Annotated in this window: 13 protein-coding genes; 10 read left to right on the forward strand and 3 right to left on the reverse strand. The window is 69.3% G+C overall.

The annotated features are described in order from the left end of the window. Positions 1-33: 33 nt before the first annotated feature. Together A6I89_RS05510 and A6I89_RS05515 are read right to left on the reverse strand one after the other, a co-directional pair. Positions 34-840 (reverse strand): helix-turn-helix transcriptional regulator, encoded by an 807-nt coding sequence (locus A6I89_RS05510; protein ID WP_005512858.1) that lies wholly within the window; start codon positions 838-840, stop codon positions 34-36. Between the two features lie 4 nt (positions 841-844). Next, positions 845-1,339 carry a MarR family winged helix-turn-helix transcriptional regulator gene (locus A6I89_RS05515; RefSeq protein ID WP_005512859.1) on the reverse strand — a complete coding sequence of 165 codons (495 nt, stop codon included), beginning with the start codon at positions 1,337-1,339 and terminating at the stop codon, positions 845-847. Positions 1,340-1,492: 153 nt separating this feature from the next. Here A6I89_RS05515 and A6I89_RS05520 point away from each other — a divergent pair, with 153 nt between their 5' ends. Beyond that, the gene (locus A6I89_RS05520) at positions 1,493-2,260 is read left to right on the forward strand and encodes a dioxygenase family protein (RefSeq protein WP_022596232.1); all 768 of its coding nucleotides are present in this window, start codon (positions 1,493-1,495) and stop codon (positions 2,258-2,260) included. Positions 2,261-2,267: 7 nt separating this feature from the next. Here A6I89_RS05520 and A6I89_RS05525 read toward each other — a convergent pair whose 3' ends face one another. Continuing rightward, positions 2,268-2,726, reverse strand: a complete 459-nt coding sequence (locus A6I89_RS05525; protein ID WP_005512861.1) for a peroxiredoxin — start codon at positions 2,724-2,726, stop codon at positions 2,268-2,270. Between the two features lie 58 nt (positions 2,727-2,784). On the opposite strand from A6I89_RS05525, the gene A6I89_RS05530 reads away from it, so the two are divergent. From A6I89_RS05530 to A6I89_RS05570, 9 genes are all read left to right on the forward strand, one after another. Further along, a complete protein-coding gene (locus A6I89_RS05530; RefSeq protein WP_022596231.1) occupies positions 2,785-4,386 on the forward strand; it encodes an anthranilate synthase component I in 1,602 nt (533 codons plus the stop codon). Continuing rightward, complete coding sequence (locus A6I89_RS05535; protein ID WP_022596230.1) at positions 4,379-5,116, forward strand: TIGR02234 family membrane protein; 738 nt, start codon at positions 4,379-4,381, stop codon at positions 5,114-5,116. The genes A6I89_RS05530 and A6I89_RS05535 overlap by 8 nt, the downstream gene beginning before the upstream one ends. 77 nt (positions 5,117-5,193) lie before the next feature. Further along, complete coding sequence (gene trpC, locus A6I89_RS05540; RefSeq protein ID WP_013416178.1) at positions 5,194-6,003, forward strand: indole-3-glycerol phosphate synthase TrpC; 810 nt, start codon at positions 5,194-5,196, stop codon at positions 6,001-6,003. A gap of 61 nt (positions 6,004-6,064) precedes the next feature. Beyond that, positions 6,065-7,372, forward strand: coding sequence for a tryptophan synthase subunit beta (gene trpB, locus A6I89_RS05545; protein ID WP_013416177.1), 1,308 nt, complete (start codon positions 6,065-6,067; stop codon positions 7,370-7,372). Next, positions 7,369-8,172, forward strand: coding sequence for a tryptophan synthase subunit alpha (trpA, locus tag A6I89_RS05550; RefSeq protein ID WP_022596228.1), 804 nt, complete (start codon positions 7,369-7,371; stop codon positions 8,170-8,172). The genes trpB and trpA overlap by 4 nt, the downstream gene beginning before the upstream one ends. A 5-nt stretch (positions 8,173-8,177) precedes the next feature. Next, positions 8,178-9,113, forward strand: a complete 936-nt coding sequence (gene lgt / locus A6I89_RS05555) for a prolipoprotein diacylglyceryl transferase (RefSeq protein WP_022596226.1) — start codon at positions 8,178-8,180, stop codon at positions 9,111-9,113. Continuing rightward, a complete protein-coding gene (locus A6I89_RS05560) occupies positions 9,110-9,853 on the forward strand; it encodes a TM2 domain-containing protein (protein ID WP_022596223.1) in 744 nt (247 codons plus the stop codon). The genes lgt and A6I89_RS05560 overlap by 4 nt, the downstream gene beginning before the upstream one ends. A 288-nt stretch (positions 9,854-10,141) precedes the next feature. Next, entirely contained in the window at positions 10,142-14,725 is a 4,584-nt protein-coding gene (gene gltB, locus A6I89_RS05565) for a glutamate synthase large subunit (RefSeq protein ID WP_022596222.1), read from the forward strand. Then, positions 14,718-16,223 carry a glutamate synthase subunit beta gene (locus A6I89_RS05570; RefSeq protein WP_022596221.1) on the forward strand — a complete coding sequence of 502 codons (1,506 nt, stop codon included), beginning with the start codon at positions 14,718-14,720 and terminating at the stop codon, positions 16,221-16,223. The genes gltB and A6I89_RS05570 overlap by 8 nt, the downstream gene beginning before the upstream one ends. Positions 16,224-16,356: the final 133 nt, after the last annotated feature.

Genomic DNA, 16,356 nt, shown 5'->3' on the forward strand with positions numbered 1-16,356 from the left:
CGGTGGGGCGGCTTGAACGTTGCGGCTGATCTTCTACGCGGGGTCCGCCCCCGTCGGTCCGCCCGTGGGCCACGCGTCGCGGTCGACCGTCATTCCCAGCAGTGCCGACGGAGTGAGGCCGAAGTTCCTCTTGAACACCCGGCTCAAATGCGCGGAGTCACTGAAGCCGGCCGCGACCGCCGCACGGGTGAGGTCGGATCCGGCCGCGACGTGTTCGGCGACCGCACGCAGGCGCACCCACAGCCCGTAGCGGCGGAACGGGATTCCCACCTCCTGGGTGAAGAGGTGTGTCAGCCGCGAGGGGGACAGGTGCGCTTCGGCGGCCGCACCGGTGAGGGTCGGCCGCGTCCCGGCGTTGCGTTCGAGATACTGCACCGCCGAGCGCACCGGTCGGGACAGCGCGCGGGATCGCGGCGGTCCCTCCGAGGTGATCGCTCCGAGCAGGTGGTCGATCGTGGCCGCGGCGCTCGGCTCACGCACACGCTCGGTCGCGATGCGGGCGAGGGTGTGCGCATGCTCCTGGCCCCGGCGGCGTGATCCCACCGCGCCGAGCCCGCGGCCGCGGGGCCCCAGCGGCTCGACCAGCATCAGGAGCGCATCGCGGGACGTGCACCGCAGCCGGTGGGGGAGACCGCTCGGCACGACTGCGGCAGAGGCCTCGAGACTGCTGTCCGCGAATTCGAGGACGAACGGCTCGTCCAGCGTGATCAGGACCTGCACGGCATGGTGCGCGTGCAGATCGGCGTTGCCTCCGGGGCCTCGATAGAGGACGGCGCCGGGTGTCAGCGTGAGCATCCCGCCCCACGCGGACGGGCCGGAGGATGCCGGCTCCGCCGCCATGCGGCTAGGCCTTGCCGGTGCCGGCTGCGATGCCCCGGTCGAGCTGATCGACGAGTGCCTTGCCCAGGGTCGACAGCTGCATGACCTGCTTGTCGTCCAAGCCCTCGAAGACCAGCGCCTGAACGGTGGCGACGTGCCCGGGTGCGGCCTCGACCACCTTGTCGTAGCCCTCGTCGGTGAGGACCGCGAACGCCCCGCGCGTGCCCGCCACCGTCTCGCGCCGAGCCCACCCACGCTTCTCGAGCCGGGTCACGACATGGGACAGCCGTGACAACGACGCGTTGGCCTGGAACGCGAGTTCGGACAGGCGCAGGCGCCGGTCGGGCGCCTCCGAGAGCACCGCGAGCACGAAGTACTCGAAGTGGGTCAGCTCGGAGTCGCGCTGCAGCTGGGTGTCGAGCGCCGCGGGCAGCCGGGTCACGAGGGAGACGAGCGTCCGCCACGCCTCCTGCTGTGCTCCGGTGAGCCAGGGAGTCTCGGTGCTCTGTTGCGCGCCCATCGGGTCGTTTCTCCGATCACTGAAGAGGTCGATCTCGGGTACCAGCGTGCCAAACCGGCACCGCCGGCGCGTGAGCGGGGAACAGAGGTCGAGCGGGGAAAGTTGAACAACATGTTAGGTTGAAGCTTCAACAAAGGAGTTCTCGTGAGCGAAATGCCGGCCATCTTCCTCAGCCACGGCGCACCTCCGCTGGTGGACAGCGCGCAGTGGGTCGACGAGCTGTCCCGGTGGTCCACCGATCTGCCGCGCCCGACGGCGATCCTCGTGATCTCCGCGCACTGGGAGTCGGCGCCGCTCACGATCGGGGCCACTGCAACCGGGACACCGCTCGTGTACGACTTCGGGGGCTTCCCGCGCCGCTTCTACGAGGTGACCTACCGGTCGCCGGGCGCACCCGACCTGGCCCGTCAGGTCGCCGCACTCATGCCCGACGACGAACCGGTTCACCACCAGCCCGGCCGCGGTCTCGACCACGGTGCGTACGTGCCGCTCACCGTCATGTATCCCGACGCGGACATCCCGGTGCTGCAGATGTCGATGCCCACCCTCGATCCGGTGCGCCTACTCGAACTAGGACGGCGGCTGCGTCCGCTGCGCGAGCAGGGGGTGCTGATCGTCGGATCCGGTTTCACGACGCACGGTCTTCCGTTCCTGCGCGATCCGTCGCCCGACGCCGTGGCGCCCGGATGGTCGGCGGAATTCGACGCGTGGGCGGCGGAGAAGCTGGCGGCCGGGGACGTCGACGCGTTGATCGACTTCCGTGCCCAGGCCCCCGGCATGCCGTACGCCCACCCGACGATCGAGCACTTCGCGCCGCTGTTCGTCACCCTCGGTGCGTCGAGCGATCCGGAACAGAGCGCCGACCAGGTGATCGACGGCTTCTGGATGGGCCTGGCAAAGCGTTCCTTCCAGGTGGTCTGACGCCGGATCAGGTCCGGCTGCGCAGGAACTCGAGTGCGCGGTCCGCGTGCAGGTTGGCGCGCAGCTCGCTGGAGATCACCTCGAGCACCGTCCGGTCGGTGTCGATGACGAACGTGCTGCGTTTGACCGGGGTGATCCGGCCGAGCAGTCCTCGCCGGACACCGAACTGCTGGGCGACGGTGCCGTCGACGTCGGCGAGCAGCGGGTAGTCGAACTCCTGCGCGCGGGCGAAACTCGCCTGCTTCTCGACGGCGTCGCGGCTGATACCCGCCACGGACGCGCCGGCCGCGGCGAACTCGCGTGCCAGATCACGGAAGTGGCACGCCTCGGCCGTACACACCGGAGTGGACGCCGCGGGATAGAAGAACAGCACGAGCGGTCCGTCTGCGAGTAGTGACGCCAGCGTGCGGCGGATGCCGTCCTGGTCGGGAAGGTCGAATTCGGGCGCGCGCTCTCCGGGCTTCATGGGCGCCGACGCTACCCGCGACCGCGGCAGCGATCGGTGTTGCTGGGATGATGGGTGCATGCGCGGCGAGTCCACCACCATCCCAGCAGCTCCCTCGGCCGTTCCGGGCCGGGGGCCACGGCACGATTCGACCACCACCCGCGAGCAGTTCCGGTCGCTGGCGGCGGAGCATCGCGTGGTCCCCGTCATCCGCAAGGTGCTGGCGGACGCCGAGACCCCGCTGTCCGCCTACGCCAAGTTGGCGGGCAGCCGCCCGGGCACGTTCCTACTCGAGTCGGCAGAGAACGGCCGGTCCTGGTCGCGCTGGTCGTTCATCGGGGCGGGTAGTCCCGCCGCCCTCACTGTGCGCGACGGCGAGGCCTCGTGGTTCGGCAACGTTCCGGCCGGAGCGCCGTCCGGCGGCGATCCGCTGGTCGCGCTCGGCCGTACCCTCGAACTGCTGCGCAGTGAGCGTCTGCCGGACCTGCCGCCGCTGACCGGCGGCATGGTCGGCTTCCTGGGATACGACGCCGTCCGACGGCTCGAGCGGCTGCCGGACCACGCGGTGGACGACCTGCAGATCCCCGAGATGGTGATGCTGCTCGCGACGGACCTCGCGGCGGTCGACCACCACGAGGGCGCGATCACTCTCATCGCGAACGCGGTCAACTGGGACGGATCCGACGAGCGCGTCGACGAGGCCTACGACGATGCGCTCGCGCGGTTGGATCGGATGACGGCGGCGCTGGCGGCGCCCGCCCCTTCGACCGTGTCCACCTTCGCGCGGCCGGAGCCCGTGTACCGCCGCCAGCGGACCACCGAGAGCTTCGGGGCGGACGTGCGCCGGCTGATCGACGAGATCGAGGCGGGCGAGGCGTTCCAGGTGGTGCTCTCGCAGCGCTTCGAGATGGATTGCACCGCAGAGCCGATCGACGTGTACCGGATGCTGCGGGCGTCGAACCCGAGCCCGTACATGTACCTGTTGCAGGTGCCCGGCCCGGAGGGGGAGACGGCCTTCTCGATCGTCGGCTCCAGCCCGGAGGCGCTCGTCACGGTCAAGGAAGGCGTCGCGACGACGCACCCGATCGCGGGCACCCGGTGGCGCGGTGCCACCGAGGAGGACGACATCCTGCTCGAGAAGGACCTTCTCGCCGACGAGAAGGAGAACTCCGAGCATCTGATGCTCGTGGACCTCGGGCGTAACGATCTCGGCCGGGTGTGCGAGCCGGGAACCGTCAAGGTGCACGACTATCGGCACATCGAGCGGTACAGCCACGTCATGCATCTCGTGTCGACGGTGACCGGACGGCTGTCCGAGGGCAGGCACGCGCTCGATGCGGTCACCGCCTGCTTCCCCGCCGGGACGCTGTCCGGCGCACCGAAGGTGCGCGCGATGGAACTCATCGACGAACTCGAGCCGACACGGCGCGGCATCTACGGCGGCATCGTCGGCTACCTCGACTTCGCCGGTGACGCGGACACCGCGATCGCGATCCGCACGGCGTTGATCAAGGACGGCACGGCATACGTGCAGGCGGGCGCCGGCGTGGTCGCCGATTCGGATCCGGTGTACGAGGACACGGAGGCGCGGAACAAGGCGATGTCGGCGCTCAGTGCCGTCGCCGCCGCGCAGACGCTGCGGCCCTTCGGGGGCGCTTCGGAGGTGAACGGCGTTGAGTGAGAAGAAGACCGCGAACCCCGCTTCGCGCAGCAAGCGGGCAACCGGGGTGGCGGCGTTGCTGCTCGCCGTCGCGGCGCTGTGCCTGTGGGCGTCCTCCCGGATGACGTGGGTGACGGTGACGTCCGCGGACGGACTCGGCGAGGAGCGCATCACCGAACTCGACGGCGGCACCTGGGCTGCCGCCACGACGCCTCTCGCTCTCGCGCTGATCGCTGCGATCGCGGCCGCCTTCGCGGTGCGCGGATGGTTGTTGCGGGTGGTCGGGCTCCTGGTCGCCGTCGTCGCGGTGGTCGCCGCGATACCGGCCGTCGGGTTGCTCGTCGGCGGCGCTTCCGACGAGAAGGCCTCCGACATCGCGGGTTTCGAACGTGTTGCGACTCAGGTCACCGCGACCGAGGTGGCCACCGCCCCGGCGCTGTTGGTGCTGGTGGGGTCCGTCGTCGCCTTCGGTGCCGCGTTCGTTCTGATCCGGAAACCGTCTGCGGCAGGAGGACTCTCGTCGAAGTACGACAGCCCGGCGGCGCGGCGGGAGGCCACCGCCAAGCGGGGCGCCTCGCATGCGGAGAACGAGCCGCCGACCCAGCGCATGCTGTGGGACGCGCTCGACGCAGGTGAGGACCCGACCGTCGACGGGGGCGATCGCGCCTCCGCTGCAGGTGAGTCAAGCCCTGCGGCACCGGATGTGACCAAGGACACCGGGCCCTCGGGTACCCGCTCGGAGTCCGAATAACTGCGACCTCTAGGCTGAGTCAAGAGCCGATGAGTTTCCTCACATCGGTTGACATGCCGGAAAGGACTCGGGCCACGATGACCGTTCTCGACTCGATTCTCGACGGAGTGCGCGCCGACGTCGCCGCCCGTGAAGCCGTTCTCGACCTCTCTGCCGTGAAGGCCGCGGCCGCTGCCGCCCCTCCGGCGCTCGACGCGGCCGCCGCTCTGCGCGCGCCCGGAATCGGCGTCATCGCCGAGGTGAAGCGGGCAAGCCCGTCGAAGGGCGCCCTCGCCGACATCCCGGACCCCGCGGTGCTGGCAGCGGCATACGAGGCCGGCGGGGCGCGGATGATCAGCGTGCTCACCGAGGAGCGGCGTTTCCACGGCTCGCTCGCCGATCTCGACGCTGTCCGCAAGGCCGTGAACATTCCGGTCCTGCGCAAGGACTTCATCGTCGGGCCGTACCAGATCCACGAGGCGCGCGCGCACGGCGCGGACGTGATCCTGCTGATCGTCGCCGCGCTCGAGCAGCACGTTCTCGCGTCTCTGCTGGACCGTACCGAGTCGCTGGGGATGACCGCGCTCGTCGAGGTCCACACCGAGGAGGAGGCCGACCGCGCGCTCGAGGCCGGCGCCAGCGTCATCGGCATCAACGCCCGCAACCTCAAGACGCTCGAGGTCGACATGGACACGTTCGGGCGCATCGCCCCGGGCCTGCCGACGGACCTCGTGAAGATCGCCGAGTCAGGCGTTCGTGGTACCGCGGACCTGCTGGCGTACGCCGGTGCCGGTGCCGACGCGGTCCTGGTCGGGGAGGGGTTGGTCACCAGCGGCGATCCGCGTGCCGCCGTGTCGGATCTCGTGACGGCGGGTGCGCATCCGTCGTGCCCCAAGCCGTCGCGCTGACGGCACGCTTCCCGTCGGACCCGACCGCTCGTTCTCGATGGCGTTGGGGCAGACTGGAGGGGTGAGTTCACGCAATGAGGCCCTCGTGTCCAAGGGTGGCGATCTGCCTCCCGCCAGCGCCGGTCTGACGGAGCGGTCCGGCCATGAACCGGACCCTGGTGGCCACTGGGGGGTCTACGGCGGTAGGCACGTACCCGAGGCGCTCATGGCGGTGATCGAGGAGGTCACCGCGGAGTACGAGAAGGCTCGCGCGGACGACAACTTCCTCGACGAACTCGACCGGCTGCAGCGCGACTACACCGGCCGGCCGTCCCCGATCTTCGAAGCGACCCGGCTGCGTGAGCACGCCGGCGGCGCGCGCATCCTGCTCAAGCGGGAAGACCTGAACCACACCGGATCTCACAAGATCAACAACGTGCTGGGGCAGGTGCTGCTCGCCAAGCGCATGGGCAAGACGCGCATCATCGCCGAGACCGGAGCCGGCCAGCACGGCGTCGCGACGGCGACCGCGTGTGCGCTGCTCGGGCTCGAGTGCATCGTCTACATGGGTGCGGTCGACACCGCCCGGCAGGCCCTCAACGTCGCCCGGATGCGTCTGCTCGGCGCCGAGGTCGTCTCCGTCGAATCGGGTTCGGCCACTTTGAAGGACGCGATCAACGAGGCGCTGCGCGACTGGGTCACCAACGCAGACCGCACGTACTACTGTTTCGGCACCGCGGCCGGCCCGCACCCGTTCCCGATGATCGTGCGCGACTTCCAGCGCGTCGTGGGTCTCGAGGCGCGTGCACAGGTGCAGGCGTCGACCGGGCGCCTGCCCGACGCGGTCGTCGCGTGTGTGGGCGGTGGCTCGAACGCCATCGGCATCTTCCACGCGTTCATCGGCGACCCGACGGTCAAGCTCGTCGGCTACGAGGCCGCCGGCGACGGAGTCGAGACCGGTCGGCATGCAGCCACATTCGCCGGTGGCACCCCGGGCGCTTTCCAGGGTGCGTACTCGTACCTGCTGCAGGACGAGGACGGCCAGACCATCGAGTCGCACTCGATCTCCGCGGGCCTGGACTACCCGGGTGTCGGCCCCGAGCACGCCTACCTCAAGGACACCGGTCGCGCGTCGTACGAGCCGATCACCGACTCCGAGGCGATGGACGCACTGCTGCTGCTCTCGCGTACGGAGGGCATCATCCCGGCGATCGAGTCGGCCCACGCCGTCGCGGGCGCCCTCAAGCTCGGCCGCGAGCTGGGGGAGGGCGCGATCATCGTCGTCAGCCTGTCCGGCCGTGGCGACAAGGACATGGACACCGCAGCGAAGTGGTTCGGGCTGTTCGACGACTCTGCTGATGATTCGACCGAGGAAGGTTCGGCCAAGTGAGCCAACGAGATTCGCGCCTGGCGCCCACGTTCGCGAAGTGCCGCGACGAGAATCGGGCCGCGCTCGTCGGGTATCTGCCCGCCGGATACCCGGACGTTCCCACGTCGATCGACGTGTTCAAGACGATGGTCGACGCGGGCTGCGACATCATCGAGGTCGGTATCGCCTACTCCGATCCGGTGATGGACGGACCGACCATCCAGACCGCCGCCGAGACCGCGCTGCGCAGCGGCGTCCGGGTGCGCGACGTGTTCACCGTCGTCGAACAGATCGCGTCGGTCGGTGGCAAGGCCGTCGTCATGACGTACTGGAACCCGGTGCTCCAGTACGGCGTCGATCGCTTCGCCCGTGATCTCGCCGCCGCCGGCGGCCTCGGCCTGATCACGCCGAACCTCATCCCCGAGGAAGCCGGTGAGTGGATGGCGGCGTCCGAGGAACATCACCTGGACCGGATCTTCCTGGTCGCACCGTCGTCGACCGAGGAGCGTCTCGCGATGACCCTCGAGGCGAGCAGCGGGTTCATCTACGCCGCGTCGACGATGGGCGTGACCGGTGCCCGGGACGCAGTGTCCTCGATGGCCCCCGAACTGACCGCCCGGATCCGCGCGCATTCGGACATCCCGGTCGGCGTCGGTCTCGGCGTTCGTTCCGGGGCGCAGGCGGCGGAGATCGCGTCGTACGCGGATGCCGTCATCGTCGGGTCGGCGATCGTCTCGGCGGCCGAGCAGGGATTGGACGCGGTGCGGGCGCTCACTGCCGAACTCGCGGAGGGTGTGCGCTCGGCTAACGTGGCGTCGTGACTGCGATGGTGACTTCGACCGAATTGCTCGCTTATCTTCCGAGCCCGCCGCAGGGCGTATGGCACGTCGGGCCACTGGCCCTGCGCGCCTACGCGCTGTGCATCATCGTCGGCATCGTCGTCGCCATCGTGTGGGGCGACCGCCGCTGGGTCGCGCGGGGCGGTGAGAAGGGCACCGTGCTCGACATCGCCGTGTGGGCGGTGCCGTTCGGGCTGATCGGTGGCCGGCTGTACCACGTGATCACGGACTGGCCGACGTACTTCGGTGAGGGCGGCAGTCCGGCGGACGCGTTGAAGATCTGGCAGGGCGGTCTCGGCATCTGGGGTGCAGTCGCGCTGGGCGCCGTCGGCGCCTGGATCGGTTGCCGCCGGCGCGGGATCCCGCTGCCGGCGTTCGGCGACGCGATCGCCCCGGCCATCGTGCTGGCTCAGGCGATCGGTCGACTCGGCAACTGGTTCAACCAGGAGCTGTACGGACGCGAGACCACCGTTGCGTGGGGTCTGGAGATCTACGAGCGCACCGACGCTTCCGGCCGGGTGGACACCTTGAACGGGGTTTCCAACGGTGTGGTCCAGCAGGTGGTGCACCCGACGTTCCTGTACGAGCTGGTGTGGAACCTGCTGATCGTGGTGTTGCTGGTGGCCGTCGACCGGCAGTTCAAGATCGGGCACGGGCGCCTGTTCGCGCTCTACGTGGCCGGTTACTGCGCCGGGCGCTTCTGGATCGAACTGATGCGCTCCGACCACGCGTCCGAGATCTTGGGTATCCGCGTCAACTCGTTCACGTCGGCGCTCGTCTTCCTGGCCGCCGTCGCGTACTTCGTTCTCGCGAAGAAGGGCCGTGAGGATCCGGCGGAGTTGCAGCCGCACGGATCCGGTGGCCGCGCGGCGCCCGCCGCCGACACCGCCGAGCCGTCCGAAGTCGAGGGGAAGAAGAAATGACCGAGCAACCGGACAAGCGTCCCGAGTCCACCGGCGATCAGTCCGCCGACAAGTCGGCCGACACCTCCGGTACGCCGCTGCCACCCGAGTTCGGCTCACCGTTCGACTACGACGCCACGGCCGACGCGTCGATGACCGAGTCGACGTCCGGCACGTCGGCGGTCCCACCGTCGGGCGGCAACACCGCCGGTCCGGGATGGGACACCTACTCGGGTGTCGGGAACGGCCCGGGCTGGGGATCCGGCCCGAGCTACCCGCCGCCGTCGAGCGATCCGTTGCCGCCGGTCACCGGTGCCGGCTCGCCCGGTCCCGTGTACGGAACTCCGCAGCCCGAGTACGGCAGGCCCACCCCACCGCCGTCGACGGGTCCGTCGGCGCCGGGCTACCCGCCGGCATCGGGGTACCCGGGGATGTACGGCGGAGCCTACGGCGATCCGAGCGCGCCGTTCGGTCGGGATCCGGTCACCGGCGAACCGTACTCCGACAAGTCCCGCGCGACGGCCGGTCTGCTGCAGATCCTGCTCGGGTTCATCTCGCTGCCCGGTATCGGTCGCCTGTACATCGGCAGCATCGGGATCGGACTCACCCAGTTGCTCGTCTTCTGGCTCGGCCTGATCACCATCATTTTCGGAATCGGGTTCGTGATCTTCCCGGTCATCTGGATCTGGGCGTTCGTCGACGGAATCCTCATGTTGTCCGGCGCCGTCCGCGACCCTCAGGGCCGGCCGCTGAAGACCTGATCCGCCGTTCCCCGTTCGCCTCCGAACCCTCCGCCCGCGCCGTTCTCCGGCGCGGGCGGAGCACGTTCACGGCATCGCTTCGGGTGGCCTTCCCGGGGTAAACTGGCCCGGCCGGGTGTGGAACCTCGGCAACCTTCACGGGTCGACAGCAGTGCCGGTGGACCCCGATCGATGCAGTCGGCACCCGTAGTCGGTGACCCCGCCAGGGGCCACTGAAGAAGTGCGCGACGCGCGATGGCCGCAGCGAAGCTCGCGGAGCTTCCGGTGGGCCGGTGTGGAGGTGTTCCGGTGCTGTTTTCTCGGCAACCCGATTCCCGCGGCCTCTATGTCCGTGATCGTGAAGCGGACTCGTGTGGCGTCGCCATGGTCGCCGACATTCACGGCAGGCGTTCCCACGAGATCGTGTGCGACGCGTTGTCGGCTCTCGAGAATCTCGACCATCGCGGCGCCGCGGGTGCGGAGGCCAACAGCGGCGACGGGGCCGGCATCCTCGTTCAGCTACCGGTCGAGTTCTTCCGCGAACGTGTCCCTTTCGCGCTGCCGCAATCGCGCACCGACGGCGCCCACACCTTCGCGGCGGGTATCTGCTTCCTGCCGACCGATCCGCAGTCCCGGATTGCCGCGCGGGAGCGTGTGGCCGGAATAGCGGAACAGGAGGGCATCGAGATCCTCGGCTGGCACGACGTGGACGTGGACCCGATCGGTGCCGACATCGGCAGGACCGCACAGTCCTGCATGCCGCACATGACGTACCTGTTCGTCTCCGCCCGAGCGGAGGACGGAACTCCGCTGGGCGGACTCGAACTGGACCGCCGCGTCTACGGTCTGCGCAAGCGCGCCGAGCAGACGCCCGCAGAGGTCGAGCGGGCCGGAATCGGTGTGTACTTTCCGTCGCTGTCGAGCAGGACGATCACGTTCAAGGGGATGCTCACGACGGTGCAGCTCGCCCTCTTCTTCCGCGATCTGCGAGACCGTCGGGTGACGAGTGCGATCGCCGTGGTGCACAGTCGTTTCTCGACGAACACGTTTCCGTCGTGGCCGTTGGCGCACCCGTTCCGATTCGTCGCCCACAACGGGGAGATCAACACGGTGCGGGGAAATCGGAACCGGATGCGCTCTCGCGAGGCGATGCTTGCGAGCACGGTGATCCCGGGAGATCTGGAGCGGCTGTTTCCCATCTGCACCCCCGACGCCTCGGATTCGGCCTCCTTCGACGAGGTTCTCGAACTCCTGCACCTGGGCGGACGGTCACTACCACACGCCGTACTGATGATGATCCCCGAGGCCTGGGAGAACCACGCGGACATGCCCGCGTCGTTGCGAGCGTTCTACCAGTTCCATGCGTCGTTGATGGAACCGTGGGACGGCCCGGCCTGCGTCACATTCACCGACGGCACGGTCGTCGGTGCGGTTCTCGACCGCAACGGATTGCGTCCCGGCAGATGGTGGCGCACTGGCGACGGGCGAGTGGTGCTGGCCAGCGAGAGCGGCGTGCTGCCGATCCCGCAGTCCGAGGTGATCGAGAAGGGCCGGCTCGAGCCGGGGGAGATGTTCCTCGTCGACACCGAGGCCGGGCGACTCGTGCCCGACCGCGAGGTGAAGGCGGAACTCGCAGCGCAGCAGCCGTACTCGGACTGGCTGCACGCCGGTCTGCTCGACCTGCGTTCCATGCCGGGGCGGGGCCGAATTTCCCACGACCACGAGTCGGTGGTCCGACGACAACTCGCCTTCGGCTACACCGCGGAAGAGGAGCGCGTCCTGCTGGCGCCGATGGCGACGGCCGGCGGCGAACCGATCGGTTCGATGGGCACCGACACCCCGATCGCCGTCCTGTCGCAGCGGCCCCGGCTGCTCTACGACTACTTCGTCGAACTGTTCGCGCAGGTCACCAACCCGCCGTTGGATGCGATCCGGGAGGAGATCGTGACGTCGCTGCGCCGCGTGATGGGCCCCGAGCAGAATCTGCTCGAACCCACGGCCGCGTCGTGTCGGCAGATCGTGCTGCCGTGGCCGGTGCTCGACAACGACGAGCTGGCGAGAATCATCGACATCAACGCGGACGGGGACTGCCCGGGTTTCGCGGCGACGGTGCTGCGGGCGCTGTACCGGGCGGACGCGGGCGGTGAGGGAATGGCGGAGGCCATCGAGGACCTCCGGGCGTCCGCGAGCGAGGCGATCGCGAACGGCTTCCGCACCCTGGTGATCTCGGACCGCGACTCCGACCACCTGCGGGCGCCGATCCCGACGCTGCTCGCGGTTTCCGCGGTGCACCACCACCTGGTCCGGACGAAGGAGAGGACGAAGGTGGCGCTGGTCGTCGAGACCGGGGACGCGCGCGAAGTGCACCATATTGCGCTACTGATCGGATGCGGTGCCGCGGCGGTCAACCCGTACCTGGCGATGGAGACGATCGAGGACCTCGTCGCCGAGGGCGAACTCACCGGCGTCGAGGCGTCGGTCGCGGTACGGAACTACCTGCGCGCGCTCGGCAAGGGTGTGCTCAAGGTGATGTCCAAGATGGGCATTTCGACGGTCGGGTCGTATACCGCCGCACAAGTTTTCGAGGCCATCGGTCTCTCGCGCGAGGTGGTCGACGAGTACTTCACCGGGACGGTGAGTCGTCTCGGCGGTGTCGGTCTGGACGTGCTCGCCCGCGAAGTGGAACTGCGGCACCGCGCCGCGTATCCGGAGAACCCGTCGTCGCAGGTGCATCGTCGGCTCGATGTCGGCGGCATCTACCAGTACCGGCGCGACGGCGAACTGCACCTGTTCACCCCCGAGACGGTCTTCCTGTTGCAGCACGCGACCCGGACGGGCCGGGCGGACGTCTTCGAGAAGTACAGCGCGGAGGTCGATCGCCTGTCCGCGGAGGGCGGGACGCTGCGGGGACTGTTCGAGTTCCGGCACGGGCTGCGCCCACCCGTGCCTATCGAGGAGGTGGAGCCGGCGGAATCGATCTTCGCGCGGTTCAACACCGGCGCCATGAGCTACGGCTCGATCTCGGCGGAGGCGCACGAGACGATGGCGATCGCAATGAACCGACTCGGGGGCCGCTCGAACTCGGGTGAGGGCGGGGAAGACGTCGACCGCCTCTACGATCCGATGCGGCGCAGCGCCGTCAAACAGGTCGCGAGCGGGCGATTCGGTGTCACCAGCGACTACCTCGTCAACGCCACCGACATCCAGATCAAGATGGCACAGGGCGCCAAGCCCGGTGAGGGCGGCCAACTCCCGGCGTTCAAGGTCTATCCGTGGATCGCGCGAACCCGGCATTCGACGCCGGGGGTGGGACTGATCTCGCCGCCGCCGCACCACGACATCTACTCCATCGAGGACCTCGCCCAGCTCATCCACGACCTCAAGAACGCGAACGAGAACTCCCGCGTCCACGTCAAGCTCGTCAGTTCGGTCGGTGTCGGGACGGTCGCGGCCGGGGTCAGCAAGGCCCATGCCGACGTGGTGCTCATCTCCGGGCACGACGGCGGCACCGGCGCATCGCCGCTCACCTCCCTCGAGCACGCCGGACTCCCGTGGGAGGTGGGCCTCGCCGACGCGCAGCAGACGCTGGTGCTCAACGGACTTCGCGATCGGATCACGGTGCAGTGCGACGGTGGCCTGCGCACCGCACGCGACGTCATGGTGGCGATGCTGCTCGGGGCGGAGGAGTTCGGGTTCTCCACCGCGCCACTGATCGCGGCCGGTTGCATCATGATGCGCGTGTGCCACCTCGACACGTGCCCGGTGGGTGTAGCGACGCAGAATCCGGAACTGCGTAAACGATTCACGGGCAAGCCGGAGTTCGTCGAGGAGTTCTTCCGGTTCGTCGCGGCGGATGTCCGCAGGCACCTCGCGGAACTCGGGTTCCGCAGCGTCGAGGAGGCGGTCGGGCATCCGGAGCTGCTCGAGACCGCGGTCGGCGTCGCGCACTGGAAGAGCCGTGGCCTGGACCTCACGCCGGTGTTCGCGGCCGAGGAGACGCTCCCGGGCTCGGGCCCGCCTCAGCGTCGACGCGTCCGTGCCCAGGACCACGGGCTCGACCTGGCCCTGGACCGGACTCTTATCCAGCTGGCCGAGGGCGCCCTCGAGGACGCGTTGCCGGTGCGGCTCGAACTGCCGGTGCGCAACGTCAACCGCACGGTCGGAACGTTGCTCGGATCCGAGGTCACCCGCCGCTACGGTGCGGCGGGGCTGCCGGACGACACGATCCGGGTCCAGCTCGAGGGGTCGGCGGGGCAGTCACTCGGTGCGTTCCTGCCCCCCGGCATCACGATCGACCTGGTGGGTGACGCGAACGACTATGTGGGCAAGGGGCTTTCCGGCGGTCGGATCGTGGTGCGCCCGGCCGACGACGTCCTGTTCCTCCCGGAGACTCAGGTGATCGCGGGCAACACCCTGCTGTACGGCGCGACATCGGGCGAGGCCTACCTGCGGGGCCGGGTCGGCGAACGGTTCTGCGTGCGCAATTCGGGGGCCGTCGCCGTCACCGAGGGGGTCGGCGACCACGCGTGTGAGTACATGACGGGTGGACGCGTCGTCGTCCTCGGCCCGATCGGGCGCAACCTGGCAGCAGGCATGTCGGGTGGCATCGCGTTCCTCCTCGACGCCGACCACTCGAAGATCAACACCGCGATGGTGCGGTTGCAGACTCCGGACGGCGACGACCTGCAATGGCTGCGTGTGGTGGTCGAGCAGCACCTGCGATGGACGGGTTCCGCGGTGGCCGCGTCGGTCCTGGCCGACTGGCCCCGGCGTTCCGCCTTGTTCACGAAGGTCATGCCCACCGACTACCAGCGGGTGCTCGAAGCGACACGGATGGCACGCGCCGAAGGGCTCGACGTCGACACCGCGATCATGGAGGCGGCGCGTGGCTGATCCCCAAGGATTCCTGCACGTGGCGAAGCAGGACGCACGCAAGCGTCCCGTCGAGGAACGCATCCACGACTGGCGTGAGGTGTATGCACCCCAGTCGCCCTCCGAGCGGGACCGTGAGGTGTCCGAGCAGGCCCGGCGGTGCATGGACTGCGGCATCCCGTTCTGTCATTCGAGCAGCGCGGGGTGCCCGCTCGGGAACCTGATCCCCGAGTGGAACGACCTGGTGCGGCGCGGACGGTGGGACGCGGCCACCGAACGCCTGCACGCCACCAACAACTTTCCCGAGTTCACCGGCCGGGTCTGTCCCGCCCCCTGCGAGGCCGCGTGCGTGCTGGCGTTGGCCGACACGCACACCACGGGGAGCGTGACGATCAAGCGCATCGAACAGGCCATCGCGGACGCCGCCTGGGAGAAGGACCTCGTCCCACCCGTGCGCCCGGCGCTACGGACGGGCAAGAACGTCGCAGTCGTCGGATCGGGTCCGGCGGGGTTGGCCGCGGCACAGCAGCTCACCCGGGCGGGGCACGAGGTCACGGTGTACGAGCGCGACGACCGGCTCGGTGGGCTGTTGCGGTACGGCATCCCCGAGTTCAAGCTCGAGAAGAGGGTCGTCGAACGACGCCTGTCCCAGATGCGCGTGGAGGGAACGCATTTCGTCACCGAGGTGGAGGTCGGTGTGGACCTCGCGGTGTCGGATCTGCGGGAGCGCTTCGATGCAGTGGTGCTCGCCACCGGGGCGCTGCTCGCCCGCGACAATCCCGACGTCCAGGGCCGGGGCCTCGACGGGGTGCACCTGGCGATGGAGCACCTGGTCGCGTCGAACCACGAGTGTGAGGGAGATGGGGCGACGCCGATCTCCGCGCGCGGCAAGCACGTCGTCATCATCGGTGGCGGCGACACCGGCGCCGACTGCCTGGGCACCGCGCACCGCCAGGGCGCGCTGTCGGTGACCCAGTTGGACTACCACCCGGCGCTGCCGGAGGAGCGGGACACGAAATCGGCACCGTGGCCGGCGTGGCCGATGGTGTTGCGTACGTCGCCGGCACACGCCGAAGGCGGCGTCCGCCGGTACGAGGTTGCGGTGCAACGTTTCCTCGGTGACGAGTCCGGCCACGTCCGGTCGATGGTGCTCGCGGAGGTCCGCCTCGTCCGCGACGAACACGGCCGACGCGTGATCACTCCCGTCGGCGAGGAGATCGAACTACCTTGTGATCTGGCGCTTTTCGCGATCGGATTCGAGGGCGTCGAGCACGGTCCGCTGCTCGACGATCTCGGGCTCGAGACCAACCGCCGCGGTTCGTTGTCGTGCGCGGCGGACTGGCAGACGTCGACGCCCGGCGTGTTCGTGTGCGGCGACGCGCACCGCGGAGCGTCGTTGGTGGTGTGGGCGATCGCGGAGGGGCGTTCGGCTGCACGCGGGGTCGACGTGTACCTGACTGGTTCGTCCGAACTGCCCGCTCCGGTGCATCCGACGGCCCTGCCGCTGACCGTCCTCTGACGCTCACTTCGGTGTCACCGAGCGTTCGCCCGCCGAATAGAGTTCGTTCCCCGGATTGACTAGGCTTTCCCCGTGACCCGACGCACGAAGATTGTCTGCACTCTTGGCCCTGCTACTGCATCCGGCGACCGCG

It is taken from the genome of Prescottella equi (assembly GCF_002094305.1).
Lineage (GTDB): Bacteria > Actinomycetota > Actinomycetes > Mycobacteriales > Mycobacteriaceae > Prescottella > Prescottella equi.

What these genes read in the sequence shown, in the direction of transcription:
- A6I89_RS05530 (WP_022596231.1), top strand. Translation starts at nt 2,785, where the DNA reads ATGCGCGGCGAGTCCACCACCATCCCAGCAGCTCCCTCGGCCGTTCCG.
- A6I89_RS05515 (WP_005512859.1), bottom strand. Translation starts at nt 1,339, where the DNA reads ATGGGCGCGCAACAGAGCACCGAGACTCCCTGGCTCACCGGAGCACAG.
- trpC (WP_013416178.1), top strand. Translation starts at nt 5,194, where the DNA reads ATGACCGTTCTCGACTCGATTCTCGACGGAGTGCGCGCCGACGTCGCC.
- A6I89_RS05560 (WP_022596223.1), top strand. Translation starts at nt 9,110, where the DNA reads ATGACCGAGCAACCGGACAAGCGTCCCGAGTCCACCGGCGATCAGTCC.
- A6I89_RS05525 (WP_005512861.1), bottom strand. Translation starts at nt 2,726, where the DNA reads ATGAAGCCCGGAGAGCGCGCGCCCGAATTCGACCTTCCCGACCAGGAC.
- lgt (WP_022596226.1), top strand. Translation starts at nt 8,178, where the DNA reads ATGGTGACTTCGACCGAATTGCTCGCTTATCTTCCGAGCCCGCCGCAG.
- A6I89_RS05520 (WP_022596232.1), top strand. Translation starts at nt 1,493, where the DNA reads ATGCCGGCCATCTTCCTCAGCCACGGCGCACCTCCGCTGGTGGACAGC.
- A6I89_RS05510 (WP_005512858.1), bottom strand. Translation starts at nt 840, where the DNA reads ATGGCGGCGGAGCCGGCATCCTCCGGCCCGTCCGCGTGGGGCGGGATG.